A 16,164-nucleotide genomic window follows, 5' to 3' on the forward strand; every position below is an offset into this window, starting at 1 on the left:
AGCGTACTTCGCGAAGGTGGTGTCGGTTCCCGTCGCCGTGCTGACTGTTGATCCTGTCCAAGACATCGAATCGGAGCAGCGCCTTGTTGAACTGGGCCAGCTCAGCGGACTGCCGCAGTCACGCCACCGCGTCGCCGCAGCTCGCCCCTTAGTGCGGGCGAACGCGTCCGCGGGTCGGTCGAATTTGGGCCGAGCCAGACCGTATTCGCCTGCCACGACCAAGATCGCGACTTAGGGCAACTGGAACACCCCACCGCACCTGTCCGGGTAGTCTCTCGTGGGAGGCTGTCGCGACAGTCGACGACGAGGGGGAGCGGATGGCGCAGATCCCATACAAAGCCGTTCGTTTCGATGCCTACCCGCCCACGAAAAAGCTCATCCGCGGCGCGAAGGGCATGGACAAGACCGGCCAGGTTACCGTGTCCAGCACCGACCTCGCGGCCTATGCAATAGGTGTCGGCGATCCGGCAGTCTTCGGCACGAGCTCGAGCAGGCCTTGGATTGAGCTCGTCTGGCGTGCGTCGATGGCGCTGAGCAGCGTCGATGAACGCAACGATCACTTCGTAAAAAGTGGCTCGTATGACCGCCTGGACCCTAGCGAAAAGTCCGCGGTGAGCTACTTTCTCGGCATGACTCAATGTGCTGCGATGGCGGATCGGGTTCTTGGTGCGAAAGTGACAGTTCACGTCGACTCGTTCCTTCGCATGCTCGGGGTAAAACTACCGAATAAGTCTCGGCCTGATCTTGTCGGATATTCCAATCCCCCGAGTGGTGTCGGCACCCCTGGAGGTTTCCTTTTCGAAGCTAAAGGCCGAACACGTGGGTTCTCCAGGAGGGTTGTAGAATCAGCCATTAAACAGCTTGGGAAAACGCCGAAAGAAGTACTCCGGCTAGTATCGCCAAAGGCAGTATTCGCAGCGTCTCTCGCGTACTTCGAGCCCGCGGTCCGAGGTGGTGCTGAGATCTGGCAGAGCTACTTGGAGGACCCGCCTCCGCCCCGCAGGGCTGCTTCAAATCATCCTGGCGATGAAGAGTACTGTGGGTTGGTCGTGGTCAGCCAGCTTTTCCCCGTCTACCGGGCCATGTCCGGAATTGGCGAGTTATCAGATCAATTTGCTGTCACGGAGCGAGACGGACTGATGACTGCGCGACTGCCGCTTGAGGGCGCTTCGGTCGGGATTCCTGTGGAGTTGTATGAGATGCTCGCTCAAGTCGACGCCCCGCTAAGAGACAGCCGTCAACGAGAACGTCTCACTCGCTCGGTCTGGGAGGTGGTGAGCGAACCCGCGTACCCCCATCGGTTTACGGATCTCGCATACACTGGGGAGCGCCTCTCGGTGCTCAGTTCGGGCCTATCGTTCTTTATGGCCGTACCGACCGAGAACGATATAGCTTAAATGGTCTTGCAGTGCGCGACCTGCTCATAGCTAGATCAGCAGAGGCTGTGCACAGCGACCGAGGTACTGCGGCAGTTGACGCACATGGCTACGTCGAGCCGGATCCTGGCCGTTTCGGGTTTAGCGTCGGCATTCTCGGCAGGGGCTGGCCAGAGCCGAAGCCCCATCCCTCTCACCAGCACCGGCCCCAGGGACGCCTGCACCCACGGAACCTGCGAAGACGACATCCGAAGCGCCGGTACTAACGTCGATCCCAGCTCTGGACAGCCAATCCCGCCGACTGCGCCTCGCGACTCGAACCAGCAAGAGCCGACGCCATCGTCCACAGTCGTCAAGCCTGAGCCGTTCCAGGGTCGCGTCGACCGCTGATGCGCCGCTCGCAAACCTCCGCAAGCCCAGACGCGTTCCTCGGTGCCATGCGCCCGTCCGCGCAGTACGGCGTGCTCGGCGATATCGCGGCAGCCGCAGGCTTGGTGCCACCGATGACGTACAAGCGCGTCGCGATCTCGGCACCATGTCGGAACCCTGACGTTCGCCGCCGAGACGGCGGCGCGCACCGAATCCGAATCGCGCTGTCTCTGGTCATCTGGCAACGGACGACGCCCTCCAGCGTGCCGTCCGGTTCGGACGGGTTCACAGTCGATTGTGTCCGAACTGATCGAAAGCGAGGTGCGGCATGTCGACAAAGGGCGTGTTCAAACGGTGCGGCTGCCGGTGCCCGGTGACGGGGAAGCAGTTGGGTGCACGTTGTGGTCGGCTGGATGAGCCGGAGCATGGATCGTGGTGGTTCGCGCTCGAGGGCTTGCGGGCTGCGGACGGATCTCGTTCACGGGTGCGTCGCGGTGGCTACGCTTCGGAGGAGGCCGCGAAGACCGCCCGAGAGCAGGTCGCGGCGACCGCGAAGGGGATCGGGCTGACGACTGGCCACTGGCTGGAGTGCTGGATCCGCAACGTCCGGCTACGTCCCAGTACGCGCCGGAACTACCGGCAGCATGTCGTCACTTATCTGATCCCGCAGCTGGGTGATCTACCTTTGGCGACGCTCAGCGTGAGCGACGTGCAGAAGGCATTCACCGCGATCGCGGCAGGGAACGGCTCCCGGTACGGACGGCTGGCCCCGTCGACGGTGGCGCGGGTCCGGGCGACGTTGAGTTCGGCGTTGACTGCCGCGGTGGGGCAGGGGCTTCTGACGCACAACCCTGCACGAGGTCGGGAGATCGAGCTCCCGGAAGTGGTGAGGCCGCGGCCGTTTGTGTGGACTGAGACGCGGGTGGCGCGCTGGCGGGCGACGGGATGGCGCCCGGGGCCGGTGTGCGTGTGGACGCGAGAGCAGACGATTGAGTTCCTTAAGGCCATCACCGGACACAAGCGCTACCTGTACTACCACCTCGTGGCCGTGACCGGCCTGCGTCGCAGCGAAGCCGCCGCGTTGCGCGAGGTCGATGTCGATCTGCGCCACAACGAGCTGTTCGTGATCACCAGGCCGGATCCCGGCGAGCAGGTGGACGGTGACGGAAAGCTGAAAAGCCAGCACAGCACCCGGACCATCGCGCTTGACCATGTCACCGCCGGCTTGGTGCGGCGCTACCTCGCAGCTCGAGCCGCGGCCCCGGCAGGGCCAGGCGGAGAGGGCTACCTGTTCACCACCCCGGCGGGGATGCCATGCCGACTCGACCTGTTCACCCACGAGTTCGAAGACCTACTGGCCGAGCGCACGAGCCTCCCGCCGATCCGGTTGCACGACCTCCGTCATGGCGCGGCCTCGTTGTCACTGGCAGCGGGTAACGATCTCAAGCATGTCCAGGAGATGCTCGGACATGCTTCCATGTCCTTCACCGCTGATTACTACGTCTCGCTCTACCCGAGCACCCGCCACGAGGCGGCCGAGAGGATCGGGGCGTCCCTGTTCGCGGCGCCGGCCGGTCGCATGCACCGGGCCCGGATCCCGCTCCGTTGCCGACGAGTGGCGGGCAGTGCCGTCCGATGCCCACGTAGGCCAGCAGCTGCCGCGAAAATCTGAACCCGCGGACGGCAAATCCGCGGGTTCGTCCCTTCGCTGACGATCAAGTATCAACCGTGAGCTGGGGAAACAGGACGTGTGGCTGCTGCGACGCGGCGCTGCAGGTCTCCGATTGGGCTCCATTGCTCACGCCGTGCTCAGCCAGGCCCCGTTCCGGCAGCGTCCGGCCACACTCGCGGACACACCACGTTCGGCGAAGACAGATGCGGGAGTGGACGCTGAGCGGGCACGACCATCCGCTGCTGACCAGCGCTTTCCCTGTAGCATCCGACCAGGCCTGGCGACTGTTGACCTAAGCTAGGAGCCGGACCTGGCACGCAAACTGGTGGCCTCGGACACACAGCGGACCACACGGATTTCTCAAACCTGAGCAAAGATCATCAAACCCACCGTTTTCGCAGGTCAAACGGGGTGTTGGAGTGGGCCGCCTGGGGCTCGAACCCAGAACCTACGGATTAAAAGTCCGCAGCTCTACCAATTGAGCTAACGGCCCGTGCGGGCGAGTCTAGTAGACCGCCGCCGACCACCAGGATGGCGGGGCCGCCGCCCGAGCGCCACGGAATTGTCGGGGGTGTCTGCCAGGGTCGAGGGCATGGACACGATCCCTGACGAGAACTACTCGCCCAGTTGGGAGGGTGACCGCCTGGAGTCTCCGCGCGTGGCGAGCGAGCGCGAGATCCTGACGTCCTCGCTGGACTGGCATCGTCGCACCTTCGAGCTGAAGTGCGAGGGGCTGACGCCGGAGCAGATGGCGCTGCGGTCGGTGGAGCCGTCGAGCATGTCGCTGCACGGGCTGCTCAGGCACCTCACCGGCACCGAGCGCTGGTGGTTCCGCGTGCAGTTCGCGGGCGAGGACGTTCCGCTGCTCTACTACTCCGACGATCGGCCCGAGCAGGACTTCGACGACACGGACGGCGACGTCGAGGCCGCGTGGGCGGCGTGGCGCGAGGAGTGCGCGCGGTCCAGGGAGATCGTCGCGGCCGCTTCGCTCGACGACACGGGCACGAGCCGCCGCGACGGGGAGCCGTTCTCGCTGCGGTGGCTGCTGACGCGTCACATCGCCGAGTACGCGCGCCATGACGGCCACGCCGACCTCCTGCGCGAGCGCATCGACGGGAGGACAGGCCACTGAAACCTCAGGGTGCGATGCTGGGCCGATGAACGCCGATCCCGATTCCGGCCTCCTCTCCCCGGTCCGCGCCGGCACGCCCGCCGAGGCGGCGACGGGTGATCTCGCCTGGCTGCGGGCCTTGCTCGACACGGAGGCGGCGCTCGCCAGGGCGCAGGCTGCCACCGGGCTCATCCCTCGGGAGGCCGCGGCCGCGATCACTGACGCGGCCGCGACAGTCGAGATCGACGTGGTCGCGCTGGCGAGGGCGGCGCGCGCGACGGCGAACCCGGTCGTGGGGTTGATCAAGGAGCTGACCGAGGCGGCCGGGACGGAGTACGTCCATCGCGGCTCGACCAGCCAGGACATCTTCGACACCGCGATGATGCTGGTCGCCGCGCGGACACGGGCGCTCATCACGGCCGACCTCGAAGCGACGGCGAGCGCGTTGGCGGAGCTCGCCCGCGCGCATCGCGACACGATCATGGCCGGGCGCACCCTCACCGCCCACGCGGTCCCGACCACGTTCGGGCTCAAGGCGGCGGGGTGGCGTCAGCTGACGCTCGACTCGCTCGACAGGCTGAACCGCGTCGTCCTGCCGGTCTCGCTCGGTGGCGCGGCGGGTACGCGGGCCGCGTACGCCGAGTACGCCCGTCTCGCGGAGCTGCCCGACGGCTATCCTCAGCGGCTGCAGACGGCCTTCGCCGAAGAGACCGGTCTCGCCGAGACCACGCTCCCCTGGCACACGCTCCGCACCCCGACGGCCGACCTCGCGGCGGCCCTGGCGTTCACCGCCGCCGCGCTCGGGAAGATCGCGGTCGACGTCCAGTTCCTGACCCGCAACGAGGTCGGCGAGGTCGCCGAACCCGCGGGCGAGGGCCATGGCGGTTCTTCGGCGATGCCGCACAAACGCAACCCGGTGCTGGCGACGCTGATCCGCTCGGCCGCGCTGCAGGTCCCGGTGCTGGCCACCGGCGTCACCCAGGCCCTGGTCTCCGAGGACGAACGGTCCGCGGGCGCGTGGCACGCCGAGTGGCAGTTACTGCGGGAATGCCTGCGGCTGACCGGCGGCGCCGCGCACACGGCGGCCGAACTCGCGCGCGGTCTGGCCGTCGACGACGGGCGCATGCGCGGGAACCTCGGCCTCACGCACGGCCAGATCGTGTCCGAGCGGCTCTCGACCGTGCTCGCCCCGCTGCTCGGCAAGACGCGCGCCAAGGAGGTCCTCGGGCACGCGTCCAAGCTCGCTCTGGAGCAGGACAAGCCCCTCGTCGAGGTCCTTTCCGGCCTGCCGGAGATAACCGGAGTCCTCCCTGCGGAATCCCTGGCCGACCTGCTGGATCCCGCGAGCTACACCGGTTCGGCCGGGGTGCTCACGGACGCCGCGCTGGAGGCCCGCGAAGAAAATCCGTGAACTCCTTGAACCGGTCCCGCACCGGCCCCGTGTAGGGGGTGCAAGCTCACCGCGCCGAGCCGCGGAACCCCTACGGACAAGGAGAAATCCCATGCTTCGCAAGCGTTTCGTCGTCGCAGCGGCGTCCGCGGCCGCGGGCCTGGTGGCGCTGTCGGCCTGCTCCGGCGGCACCGAGACGGCGGCGCCCGCCGTCGCCCCCGCCGCCGCGGTGGCCGGGGCGGGCGGGAACGCCCCCGCGGCCAAGGGTGAGACCAAGGTGGCCGTGGCCGAAGCCGGGAATCTGGGCCAGATACTCGTCGACAAGGACGGGTTCACCCTGTACCGCTTCGACAAGGACAGCGCGAAGCCGCCGAAGTCCAATTGCGACGGTGACTGCGCGAAGGCCTGGCCGCCGGTGCTCGCCGAGGGTGAGGTCCGGATCGAAGGTGTGGACCAGTCCATGGTCGGCGAGCTGACCCGTGCCGACGGCCGCAAACAGGTCACCGTCGGCGGTTGGGCGCTTTACCGCTACGCCAAGGACGCCAAGGCGGGCGAGACGAAGGGGCAGGGTGTCGGCAGCACCTGGTACGCCGCGAACGCCAAGGGAGGCAAGGCGGGCCAGGCGGCCAAGGAGACCGAAGCGGCTCCGGCCGAACAGAAAGACGCCGTCACGAAGCTGGTCGCGAGCAACGTCAGCGGCATCGGACCGGCCATTGTGGACAAAGACGGCTTCACCCTCTACATGTTCACCAAGGACAAGAAGAACAAGCAGCCGACCTGTAACGGCGACTGCGCGAAGGCCTGGCCGCCGGTGCTCGCCGAGGGCGACGTCCAGCTCGAAGGCATCGAGCAGAAGCTGCTCGGCCAGGTGAAGCGTGCGGACGGCACCATGCAGGTCACCGTCGGCGGCTGGCCGGTCTACCGCTACGCCAAGGACGCGAACGCCGGTGAGGCGAACGGGCACGGCGTCGGCGGGACCTGGTTCGTGATCGAGCCCGCCGGCTGCAAGAGCTCCGCGCCGGCGAAGAACAAGGCGGCCCAGAGCGGGAACGCCGCTCCCAAGAAGGAAGAAGGCGCTCCCGCCCAGACCGGTGGTTCGGAGTATGGCTACTGAGTCGGTAGAGACCTAGTGGGCGAGGCCCGGCGGTCGCTCTTCCCGAGCGACGGCCGGGCTTTTCTCATGCTTCGGCCGCCCTGAAGTGTCGGGGACGGGCTGGACGACCGTGGTGCTGTCGGCGCGGTCCGCGACCACGGTTTCTTCTTCCTCCTCCGGCAGCAGCACCTTGTGCCGCGCGGGCAGGAACGCGATCACCAGCCCGAGCGCGGCGAGGCCGAGGTGCAGCCAGTTGTCCGGACCGTTGAGGTTGAACGGGTTACCCGCCTGTGAGACGGGGTTCGTCGAAACGGTCCCGGTGATCATGAGCCCCCAGACGAACAGCGCCCCGAAGGCGATGAACGTCAGGAAACCGAAGACCCGGGACCGGCCCGAGCCGAAGGTCAGCAGAAGACCGATCGCGCCCAGCAGGACGAATCCGAGGTTGTAGAGCGGATTCACCGAGATCCCGAGAACGGTCGCGTCGCTGCGGCCGATGAAATCGGCGAACCCGGTCCGGGTGAAGCCCACGATCCCGAACACCAGATATGCCAGGCTCGCGAGCCCGGCGAGGACCTGCGCGGGCTGGAGTCCCGCCGTCCGGATACGAGCGCGTTGTGCACGTGCCATTGCTCCGCCTTCCAGAGTTGGCCACCTAAATTCACGCTGGGGGTCACATACCCCGGTGATCTCCCGGACAAACCGGAAAGTCGGCCACTGACGACACCGCGCGTCCGGGGCGTCACGGAGCCCGAGCTCAAACGAGACCTGCGTCACACGAATGGCCCAGCCGCGAACACGAACGGGTGATCCGGCCAACAAGTCGTGTGGGCAAGGTGAGCGGAGTCTTTCTTCTGGTGGGGCTGTGCCTGGGGGCCATCGCGGCGATGCTGCTGTTTCCGTCGTCACGACCCGAGCCGGCCTCGGTCGCGGTCGCGGCGTCGGGGGCCACGGCGATGACCGTCGAAGAAGAGCCTGTCGATTCCCCGAAGCCGTCCGCCTCGGCGGCGCCAGGGTCGCCGGCGTCCTCGAAGTCCGCCGATCCCGGCAAACCACCGTCGACCGTCGATGTACCGGCTCTCGCGGAACTCGTCCCCGACGGCCAGGTCAGCGTCGTCGTCTACGACCGGACTGCCAAGAAGAACACGGTTTCCCTCAAGGCAGAACGTTCCTACACCTCTGCGTCGCTCGTGAAACTCCTCATCGCGCTGGAGGCGCTGCAAGCGGGCACGCCGTCGGCCACCGTGCAGCGGATGCTTTCGGTCAGCGACGACGACATCGCCAGCAGTCTGTGGACCGCGCACGGCGGACCCGCCATCGTCACCCGCTGGGCGGCCAAGATCGGCCTCGGCGGCACGCGTCCGCCCGAGGACCCCGGTCGCTGGGGCGACACCCGGATCACCGCCGCGGACATCGCGAAGATCTATCGCTATCTGCTGGAACAGGCGGGCGCGGGCACCCGGGCGACGATCCTGCGCGCGCTGAGCGGCGCGACGGAGAACGGCTCCGACGGGATCCGCCAGTACTTCGGCATCCCGGACGGCGTCGGCGACCTTCCCTGGTCGATCAAACAGGGCTGGGCGTGCTGCCGCGGCTCCCGGATCCTGCACAGTTCCGGCGTGGTCGGGAAGGACGACCGCTACATCGTCGTGGTCCTGACGTCGCAGCCGTCTTCGACCACCTATACCGGCGCCGGGAAACGGGTGACCGCGGTGGCGAAAGCGCTGCTCCCCGCGTTGGACCCGGATTGATGCCGCTATTGACGACCTGTAAACAAGGTGGGACAGTGGCCTGACGCCGCTCTTCCGGGAGGTCGTCATGAGCACCGAAGCCCGCCTGCCCACCGCGACCCCGCTGGGCCCGGATTCCGTTGCCTGGCAAGTGGTCGGCGACCGGAGGCTGCTGCTCGGCGCCGGGACGGCGTTGCTGCTGCAGGTCGCGCATCCGGTGGTCGGCGCCGGCGTCCACGACCACTCCGACTACACCGAAGACCCGTGGGGCCGCCTCGACCGGACCATCGATTCGTTGCTGTCGCAGGTTTTCGGCGGCCGGGAAGCGGTCGCGGAGGCCGAGCGGCTCCGCGAGCTGCACAAGGCGATCAAGGGCGTCGACCATCATGGCGAGCGCTATCACGCGCTGAATCCCGAAGCCTATTGGTGGGTGCACGGATCGACGTTCTGGGCGACCCTCCGCCTGCAGGAAGTCTTCATCAAACCCCTGCCGCACGAGGAAAAACGCCGCTTCTACGCGGAATGGCGACGCCTCGGCCTGATCCTCGGGCTCCGCGAGCACCACATGCCGGAAGACCTCGAAGGATTCGAGGCTTACTTCGACGACGTCGTCGCGAACCGGCTCGAAGACAACCACACGGTGCGGGAACTGCTCGACTCGATCACCATGCGGGACACCCCGCCGCCACCGTGGTGGTTCCTGCCGGAAGCCTTGTGGCGTCCGGTGAGGCCGGCGGGCGGGAACGTGCTGACCCTGTGCGCGATCGGCCTGCTGCCCACGGCGCTCCGCGACCGGTTGAGTCTCGAATGGACGGACGCGGACGAGCGTCGCCTCCGGCGGCTGGGCGCGGTCACGAAAACGGCCGGGAAACGGGTTCCCGACCGGCTTCGCTTGTACCCCAAGGCTTATCGCGCCAAGCGCGGTTGACTACTCGACGACGTCGACCAGCGCGCCCTTGGCACCCGTGTTCGGCAGGGGCCACGGCGTGACCCCGCCGTTGGAGACGATCTTCTTGTCCTGTGGCGCGCACGGCGCCACGGTCCGCGCGCCGATCCACGCCAGCACGTCGGGGACCTGCGCCTTGAAGGTGTTCATGTTGTGCCCGGCGTCCGGGATCCGCCACGACGAGAGCGTCGCGGGCGCGCGGACGGCCGACTGGATCTGGTCGATCGAGAAGCTTTCGAAGTTCTCCTTCTCCCCGGCGATCGCGAGGATGTCGACCGGCGCCGGGTGCTTCTGCAGGTTCAGCGAGACCGTGTTCGCGTCGATGATGTCCTGCCTGCCCTTGAACAGGTTCTCCGTCTCCGCGTCCACCGAAGCCTTGTAGTAACCACTGACGCTCGCCGCCTGGCCGTACCACTGCGGATGCCGGGTCACCAGGTTCATCGCGCAGTAGCCGCCCGAGGACCAGCCCGCCATCGTCCAGGCCTTGCGCTGCGGGTTGGCACCGAGCTTCTCGATCGCCCAGTCGCGGATGTCGGCGGTCAGGTAGGTGTCGTTGGCGGTCCCGTTGACCTCGTCGATGCACTCGGTGTCGTGACCGATCTTCGGCTTGCCCGTCGGGTCCGGGATGATCACCAGGGTCGGCGGGAGCACGTGCTTCGCGATGGCCGCGTCGAGTTTGGCGGGCAGTTCGTACGGGCCGGTGACCACTTCCGGGCCGGACGGGTAGTTCGGGATCCATTCGATCACCGGGAATTTGAGCGACCGGTACGCCTGGTCGTAGTACTGCGGCGGGAAGTACACGGAGACGTCGCGCGTGAGGCCGGTGCGCTTGCCCGCCACCGTCATGCGCACGACGGAGCCTTTGCCTTCCTTCGCCCGCACCGCCCCGGCGTCACGCAGCTTGTCGAGGTCGGAGCCGTTCTCGCCGGCGACAGCGTTGACATCGTCCCCGGAGTAGACCCCGGTGCCGAACAGGGCGCCGACCGTCGGGAAGAACCCGCCGATCATGTTCCCGCCCATGCCCGTGCTGACCACGATCAGCACCACGGCGACCAGGATCGTGCCGGTGCGGCCGATCACCTTGCGACGCCAGCGCTCCCAGAAGAACGGCACGGCGATGATCGCGAGCAACGCCAGCACCACGACGATGACGAGGTTCAGCGTGGAATCGAGCCGGATGGCACTCAGTCCCAGTCCCATGGCGTTCGTCTTCCTCCCCGGCCGCGGCGCGCCCCCGCACCGCACTTCCCACATCTGGACCAAGAGACGTGCGACCACCGGGAAGTGTTGTCCAGGGTGACGCGGGTCACCCTGGACAAAACGTGTTCCTGGTTACTCAGCCCTCGAGGGCGGCGCGCAACACCCCGATCGCCTGCTTTATCGCCGCGTCCGCGGCGTGCGTTTCGCGCAGCGTGTTGAGCATGACGAAGTCGTGGACGATGCCCTGGTACCGCACCGCCGTCACCGGGACCCCGGCCTGACGCAGCTTGGCGGCGTACGCCTCGCCCTCGTCGCGCAGGACGTCGGCCTCCGCGGTGATGACCAGCGCGGGCGGCAGGCCCGCCAGCTCGTCGAGGCTCGCCCGCAGCGGCGACGCGGTGATCTCCGCGCGCTGCGCCGGGTCGGTCGTGTACTGGTCCCAGAACCACTTCATGCCGTCGAGGGCGAGGAAGTAGCCCTCGGCGAACCGCCGATAGGACTCGGTGTCGAAGTTCGCGTCGGTGACCGGGTAGAAGAGCACCTGCTGACGGAAGGTGACGTCGCCGCGCCGCTTCGCGAGCAGGATGAGCGCGGCGGTCATGTTCCCGCCGACGGAGTCACCGGCGATGGCGATCCTCGTGCTGTCGAGCCCGTTCTCGGCGCCGTGTTCGGCGACCCACTTCGCCACCGCGTAGTTCTGCTCGATGGCGACCGGGTAGCGCGCCTCCGGGGAACGGTCGTACTCGGGGAAGACGACGGCCGCGCCCGCGCCGACGGCGAGCTCGCGGACCAGGCGCTCGTGGGTGTGGAAGTTCCCGAAGACCCAGCCGGCGCCGTGGATGTAGACGATCACGGGCAGCGGACCGGTGACGCCCCGCGGCCGGACGATGCGCACCTCGACGCCGTCGACATGCGTGGTCTCGACGTCCGCGGCGGGCAGCTCGACGTCGCCGCCCTGGACCTCGTCGACGGCCTTGCGTCCTTCGTCCGGCGGCAGCTGGAAGAGGAACGGCGGCGTGGCGGTGGCCTCGACGAAGGCCTGGGCGGCCGGTTCGAGGGCCAGGTTGTGCGGGTTGGCGGTCATTGCTGCCTCCTGGTTGCCGAAGTCGATGAACCGAAGATAGCTCGCAACTTAGTTGTGCACAACTAAAATGCCCTCAAGGAGATTTACCCCACTCAAGTGGCGGACTCGGGCATGATCGACGCACCATGGGGCGACGAGGAGGACCGATGCCGACAGACAACACCGCGTCGCTGTGCCTGGACGATCAGCTGTGCTTCGGGCTCTACGCGGCATCGCGGGCCGTGACCGCGCTTTACCGGGTCGTGCTCGACGATCTGGACCTGACCTATCCGCAGTACCTGGTGATGCTCGCGCTCTGGGAGAAGGACGAGCGGCTGGTCAAGGAACTCGGCACCGTGCTGAACCTCGACTCCGGCACGCTGTCGCCGCTGCTCAAGCGCCTGGAGAAGTCCGGGCTGATCCGGCGTGACCGGCAGGCCGACGACGAGCGTTCCGTGCGCGTCAGCCTGACCGAGGACGGCGCCCGGCTCCGGGAGCGCGCGAGCGGGATCCCGAAGATCATCGGCGACGCGATGGGCCTCGACGCGGCCGGGCTCGCCCGCACCCGCGCCGAGCTCGATCGCTTGACCGAATCCGTGAACGCCTACCGTCAGGCCTACGTCCCGGCCGGTTAGCATGGGATTTCCGGCGCGGACAAAGGGATGACGATGATCGATCACGACGCGGCGCTCAAGGCCGTCGAGAACAGCTTGGACCGGCCGTCCGCGGCCCGGGTCTACGACTACTTCATCGGCGGGGACACCCACTACGCCATCGACCGCCTCTTCGCCGAGAAGGTGCGCCAGCGCCTGCCGCTCATGGGCGACTACTGCAAGACCAGCAGGCAGTTCCTCGGCCGGGCCGTGCGGCACTGCGCCGAACTGGGCATCCGGCAGTTCGTCGACATCGGCTCCGGCCTGCCGACGGCGGGCAACGTGCACGAGGTCGCCGACGAGGCGCGGCCGCAGGAGGACACGCACGTCCTCTACATCGACAACGAGCCGATCGCGCTCGCGCATTCGACGCTGCTGCTCGCCGACACCGCCGACCCGGACCGGCACCACGCGGTCGCCGCGGACCTGTTCGACCCCGAGGACCTCTGGGAGCGGGTGATCGACTCCGGCATCATCGACGTCGAAGAGCCCATCGCGCTGGTGGTCAACGCGGTCATGCACTTCATCAAGGACGAGCAGGACCCGGACGGGCTGCTGGCCTACTACCGCGAACGGCTCGCGCCGGGATCGCTGCTGGTGCTCTCGCAGATGACCAACGAGAACCCGGCCAACGACGAGGAGCGGCAGGCGCTGCTCGACATCCTCGAGTACTACGAGACCACGACGAACCCCGGTTTCCTGCGCACGATGGCCGAGTTCCGCCGGTTCTTCGGCGGCTGGCCGCTGCTGGAGCCGGGTCTGGTCTACGCGCCGGCGTGGCACCCGGACGAGAGGACGGTCTTCGCGACCGCGCCCTCGGAGTCCCGCGTCATCGGAGGCATCGCCCGCAAGCCGTAACTTCCGAAGTACATGAAGGCCCCCTTCCTTGCGCCCAGGTACAGGAAGGGGGCCTTCCTGTACCTGTGACGCGTGTCGCCTTGCAGTGCAACTAGGTGCATATGAAACTGGGTGCATGGCACTGGAGCACGCGATCCTGGTCTCCCTGTCCGAGCGGTCCGGCTCGGGCTACGAGCTGACGCGCCGCTTCGAGAAGTCCATCGGGCTGTGGTGGAGCGCCACCCACCAGCAGATCTACCGCGTGCTCAAGCGGATGGAGGACGCGGGCTGGGTCGCCGTCGACCACGTCGCGCAGTCCGGGAAACCCGACAAGAAGGTCTACACCGTCGGCGACGCGGGCCGGGCGGAACTCGCCCGCTGGCTCGCCGAACCCGATCCCGCGGCCACGGCCCGGGAACTCGCCGTGAAGATCCGCGGCGCGACGCTCGGCGAACCCGGTGCCGTCGCCGCCGAGATCACCCGGCATCGCGACGCGCACGCGGCCCGGCTCGACGCCTACCTGCTGATCGAGAAGCGCGACTTCCCCGATCCCGGCGTCCTCAGTGGACAGTCGTTGCATCAGTTCCTCGTGCTGCGCGGAGGAATCCGAACCGAACAGGGCCACGTCGAGTGGCTCGAGGAAGTCCTCCAGGCATTCCACCACGATGCGTAAGGACCTGCGATGAGCCAGTACCCGAACCTGCTTTCCCCGCTCGACCTCGGCTTTACCACCCTGCGCAACCGGGTGATCATGGGCTCGATGCACACCGGCCTCGAAGACAAGGAAGCGCATTTCCCGCGACTGGCCGAGTACTACGCGGAACGTGCCCGAGGTGGCGTCGGGCTGATCGTCACCGGCGGGTTCGCGCCCAACCGGACCGGCTGGCTCCTGCCGCTGGCGTCGAAGCTCTCGACGCGCGCGGAAGCCAAGGCGCACAAGCAACTCACCGATCCGGTGCACGAGGCGGGCGGCAAGATCGCGCTGCAGATCCTGCACGCGGGCCGGTACTCCTACCATCCGCTGAGCGTCTCGGCGTCGGGGATCAAGGCGCCGATCAACCCCTTCAAACCGCGGGCGCTGTCCGGGTACGGCGTGCTGCGGCAGATCCGCGCGTTCGCCGATTGTGCCTTCCTGGCCAAGGAAGCGGGCTACGACGGCGTCGAGATCATGGGCTCCGAGGGCTACTTCATCAACCAGTTCCTCGCCGAGCGGACCAACAAGCGCACCGACAAGTGGGGCGGCAGCGCGGAGAACCGGCGGCGGATCGCCGTCGAGATCGTGCGCCGCACGCGGGAAGCCGTCGGCGAGGACTTCATCATCGTCTATCGGCTGTCCATGCTGGACCTCGTCGAGGGCGGCCAGAGCTGGGAAGACGTCGTCACGCTGGCCAAGGAGGTCGAAGAAGCGGGCGCGACGATCATCAACACCGGCATCGGCTGGCACGAGGCGAGGGTGCCGACGATCGTGACGTCGGTGCCGCGCGCGGCCTTCACCTGGGTGACCGGGAAGCTCAAACCGCACGTCGGGATCCCGGTGGTCACGTCGAACCGGATCAACATGCCCGAGGTCGCCGAGCAGGCGCTGGCCGGCGGCGACGCGGATCTGGTGTCGATGGCGCGGCCGTTCCTCGCCGACCCGGAGTGGATCCGGAAGGCCGAGACCGGGCGCGAGGACGAGATCAACACCTGCATCGCCTGCAACCAGGCCTGCCTCGATCACGCGTTCAAGCGGAAACCGGTGTCCTGCATGGTGAACCCGCGGGCGGGCCACGAGACCACGCTGATCCTGTCGCCCACGCGGAAGACCAACCGCGTCGCCGTCGTCGGCGCGGGTCCCGCCGGGCTCGCGGCCGCGACCGCCCTCGCCGAGCGCGGGCACGCCGTCGAACTGTTCGAGGCGGACAGCGAGATCGGCGGCCAGTTCGGGATCGCGCGGAAGATCCCGGGCAAGGAGGAGTTCGCGGAGACCATCCGGTACTACACGCGACGGCTGGAGGTCACCGGCGTCAAGGTCCACCTCGGCACCCGCGCGACCGCGGAGAGCCTCGCCGAGGCCGGGTTCGACGAGGTCGTGCTGGCCACCGGCGTCACGCCGCGGGTGCCGTCGCTGCCGGGTATCGACCACCCCAAGGTTCTGTCCTATGTGGACGTCGTCCGGCACGGGAAACCGGTGGGCGGCAAGGTCGCCGTGATCGGCGCGGGCGGGATCGGCGTGGACGTCAGCGAGTTCCTGACGCACACCACCTCCCCCGCGCTCGACCTCGACGCCTGGATGGCCGAATGGGGTGTCACCGATCCCGAGCGGGCGGCGGGCGGGCTGACCGAGCGGAAGGTCGAGCCGTCGCCGCGGCAGGTGTTCCTGCTGCAACGCAAGAAGTCCGGCATCGGCGCGGGGCTGGGCAAGACCAGCGGCTGGGTGCACCGGGCCGCGCTGAAGGCGAAGCGCGTCGAGCAGCTCACCGGGGTCACCTACGACCGGATCGACGACGACGGCCTGCACATCACCGTCGGTGACAAGCCGCGCGTGCTCGATGTGGACACCGTCGTCGTCTGCGCGGGCCAGGAGCCGGTGCGCGACCTCGCCGACGGGCTGAGGGCGGCCGGACTGCCGGTGCACCTGATCGGCGGCGCCGACGTAGCGGCCGAACTGGACGCCAAACGGGCCATCGATCAGGGAACCCGCCTGGCCGCCGTTCTCTGACGAGTGGCCTCGTAGATGGCAGG

Annotated in this window: 14 protein-coding genes and 1 tRNA gene; 11 read left to right on the forward strand and 4 right to left on the reverse strand. The window is 67.8% G+C overall.

Going from position 1 to position 16,164, the window contains the following annotated elements; genetic code table 11:
- Positions 1–317 precede the first annotated feature (317 nt).
- Positions 318–1,397: a hypothetical protein gene (locus AB0N89_RS06105; RefSeq protein ID WP_364200704.1), complete on the forward strand. Its 1,080-nt coding sequence runs from the start codon at positions 318–320 to the stop codon at positions 1,395–1,397.
- Positions 1,398–2,073: 676 nt separating this feature from the next.
- Complete coding sequence (locus AB0N89_RS06110) at positions 2,074–3,417, forward strand: tyrosine-type recombinase/integrase (RefSeq protein ID WP_364200705.1); 1,344 nt, start codon at positions 2,074–2,076, stop codon at positions 3,415–3,417.
- A 420-nt stretch (positions 3,418–3,837) separates the two neighbouring features.
- Here AB0N89_RS06110 and AB0N89_RS06115 read toward each other — a convergent pair.
- A tRNA-Lys gene (locus tag AB0N89_RS06115) sits at positions 3,838–3,910 on the reverse strand.
- A gap of 99 nt (positions 3,911–4,009) precedes the next feature.
- Between AB0N89_RS06115 and AB0N89_RS06120 the strand changes: the two genes are divergently transcribed.
- From AB0N89_RS06120 to AB0N89_RS06130, 3 genes are all read left to right on the forward strand, one after another.
- Complete coding sequence (locus AB0N89_RS06120; protein ID WP_364200706.1) at positions 4,010–4,549, forward strand: DinB family protein; 540 nt, start codon at positions 4,010–4,012, stop codon at positions 4,547–4,549.
- Positions 4,550–4,574: 25 nt separating this feature from the next.
- The gene (locus AB0N89_RS06125; RefSeq protein ID WP_364200708.1) at positions 4,575–5,939 is read left to right on the forward strand and encodes a lyase family protein; all 1,365 of its coding nucleotides are present in this window, start codon (positions 4,575–4,577) and stop codon (positions 5,937–5,939) included.
- 91 nt (positions 5,940–6,030) lie between these two features.
- Positions 6,031–7,032 (forward strand): hypothetical protein, encoded by a 1,002-nt coding sequence (locus AB0N89_RS06130; RefSeq protein ID WP_364200710.1) that lies wholly within the window; start codon positions 6,031–6,033, stop codon positions 7,030–7,032.
- A 12-nt stretch (positions 7,033–7,044) separates the two neighbouring features.
- On the opposite strand, the gene AB0N89_RS06135 is transcribed toward AB0N89_RS06130, so the two are convergent.
- On the reverse strand, positions 7,045–7,641 hold the full coding sequence (locus tag AB0N89_RS06135) for a DUF4383 domain-containing protein (protein ID WP_364200712.1): 597 nt from the start codon (positions 7,639–7,641) through the stop codon (positions 7,045–7,047).
- A gap of 206 nt (positions 7,642–7,847) precedes the next feature.
- Between AB0N89_RS06135 and AB0N89_RS06140 the strand changes: the two genes are divergently transcribed.
- Positions 7,848–8,762 (forward strand): serine hydrolase, encoded by a 915-nt coding sequence (locus AB0N89_RS06140; RefSeq protein ID WP_364200714.1) that lies wholly within the window; start codon positions 7,848–7,850, stop codon positions 8,760–8,762.
- Between the two features lie 67 nt (positions 8,763–8,829).
- Entirely contained in the window at positions 8,830–9,669 is an 840-nt protein-coding gene (locus AB0N89_RS06145) for an oxygenase MpaB family protein (RefSeq protein WP_364200716.1), read from the forward strand.
- Here the strand turns inward: AB0N89_RS06145 and AB0N89_RS06150 are convergent, their stop codons facing one another.
- Positions 9,670–10,887 carry an alpha/beta hydrolase-fold protein gene (locus AB0N89_RS06150; RefSeq protein ID WP_364200718.1) on the reverse strand — a complete coding sequence of 406 codons (1,218 nt, stop codon included), beginning with the start codon at positions 10,885–10,887 and terminating at the stop codon, positions 9,670–9,672.
- Between the two features lie 136 nt (positions 10,888–11,023).
- Positions 11,024–11,971 (reverse strand): alpha/beta hydrolase, encoded by a 948-nt coding sequence (locus AB0N89_RS06155; RefSeq protein WP_364200720.1) that lies wholly within the window; start codon positions 11,969–11,971, stop codon positions 11,024–11,026.
- A 146-nt stretch (positions 11,972–12,117) separates the two neighbouring features.
- Between AB0N89_RS06155 and AB0N89_RS06160 the strand changes: the two genes are divergently transcribed.
- The 4 genes from AB0N89_RS06160 (at position 12,118) to AB0N89_RS06175 (ending at position 16,141) form a co-directional block, all read left to right on the forward strand.
- On the forward strand, positions 12,118–12,585 hold the full coding sequence (locus AB0N89_RS06160) for a MarR family transcriptional regulator (RefSeq protein WP_364200722.1): 468 nt from the start codon (positions 12,118–12,120) through the stop codon (positions 12,583–12,585).
- A 27-nt stretch (positions 12,586–12,612) separates the two neighbouring features.
- Positions 12,613–13,461, forward strand: a complete 849-nt coding sequence (locus AB0N89_RS06165; RefSeq protein WP_364200724.1) for an SAM-dependent methyltransferase — start codon at positions 12,613–12,615, stop codon at positions 13,459–13,461.
- Positions 13,462–13,576: 115 nt separating this feature from the next.
- On the forward strand, positions 13,577–14,113 hold the full coding sequence (locus AB0N89_RS06170; protein WP_364200726.1) for a PadR family transcriptional regulator: 537 nt from the start codon (positions 13,577–13,579) through the stop codon (positions 14,111–14,113).
- Between the two features lie 9 nt (positions 14,114–14,122).
- A complete protein-coding gene (locus AB0N89_RS06175; protein ID WP_364200728.1) occupies positions 14,123–16,141 on the forward strand; it encodes an NADPH-dependent 2,4-dienoyl-CoA reductase in 2,019 nt (672 codons plus the stop codon).
- Positions 16,142–16,164: the final 23 nt, after the last annotated feature.

It is taken from the genome of Amycolatopsis sp. NPDC089917, from assembly GCF_040684635.1.
Taxonomy (GTDB): Bacteria; Actinomycetota; Actinomycetes; order Mycobacteriales; family Pseudonocardiaceae; genus Amycolatopsis.

Bases quoted from the DNA above. Each gene is read 5' to 3' on its own strand.
- AB0N89_RS06105 (WP_364200704.1), top strand. From the start codon at position 318: ATGGCGCAGATCCCATACAAAGCCGTTCGTTTCGATGCCTACCCGCCC.
- AB0N89_RS06110 (WP_364200705.1), top strand. From the start codon at position 2,074: ATGTCGACAAAGGGCGTGTTCAAACGGTGCGGCTGCCGGTGCCCGGTG.
- AB0N89_RS06120 (WP_364200706.1), top strand. From the start codon at position 4,010: ATGGACACGATCCCTGACGAGAACTACTCGCCCAGTTGGGAGGGTGAC.
- AB0N89_RS06125 (WP_364200708.1), top strand. From the start codon at position 4,575: ATGAACGCCGATCCCGATTCCGGCCTCCTCTCCCCGGTCCGCGCCGGC.
- AB0N89_RS06130 (WP_364200710.1), top strand. From the start codon at position 6,031: ATGCTTCGCAAGCGTTTCGTCGTCGCAGCGGCGTCCGCGGCCGCGGGC.
- AB0N89_RS06135 (WP_364200712.1), bottom strand. From the start codon at position 7,641: ATGGCACGTGCACAACGCGCTCGTATCCGGACGGCGGGACTCCAGCCC.
- AB0N89_RS06145 (WP_364200716.1), top strand. From the start codon at position 8,830: ATGAGCACCGAAGCCCGCCTGCCCACCGCGACCCCGCTGGGCCCGGAT.
- AB0N89_RS06150 (WP_364200718.1), bottom strand. From the start codon at position 10,887: ATGGGACTGGGACTGAGTGCCATCCGGCTCGATTCCACGCTGAACCTC.
- AB0N89_RS06155 (WP_364200720.1), bottom strand. From the start codon at position 11,971: ATGACCGCCAACCCGCACAACCTGGCCCTCGAACCGGCCGCCCAGGCC.
- AB0N89_RS06160 (WP_364200722.1), top strand. From the start codon at position 12,118: ATGCCGACAGACAACACCGCGTCGCTGTGCCTGGACGATCAGCTGTGC.
- AB0N89_RS06165 (WP_364200724.1), top strand. From the start codon at position 12,613: ATGACGATGATCGATCACGACGCGGCGCTCAAGGCCGTCGAGAACAGC.
- AB0N89_RS06170 (WP_364200726.1), top strand. From the start codon at position 13,577: ATGGCACTGGAGCACGCGATCCTGGTCTCCCTGTCCGAGCGGTCCGGC.
- AB0N89_RS06175 (WP_364200728.1), top strand. From the start codon at position 14,123: ATGAGCCAGTACCCGAACCTGCTTTCCCCGCTCGACCTCGGCTTTACC.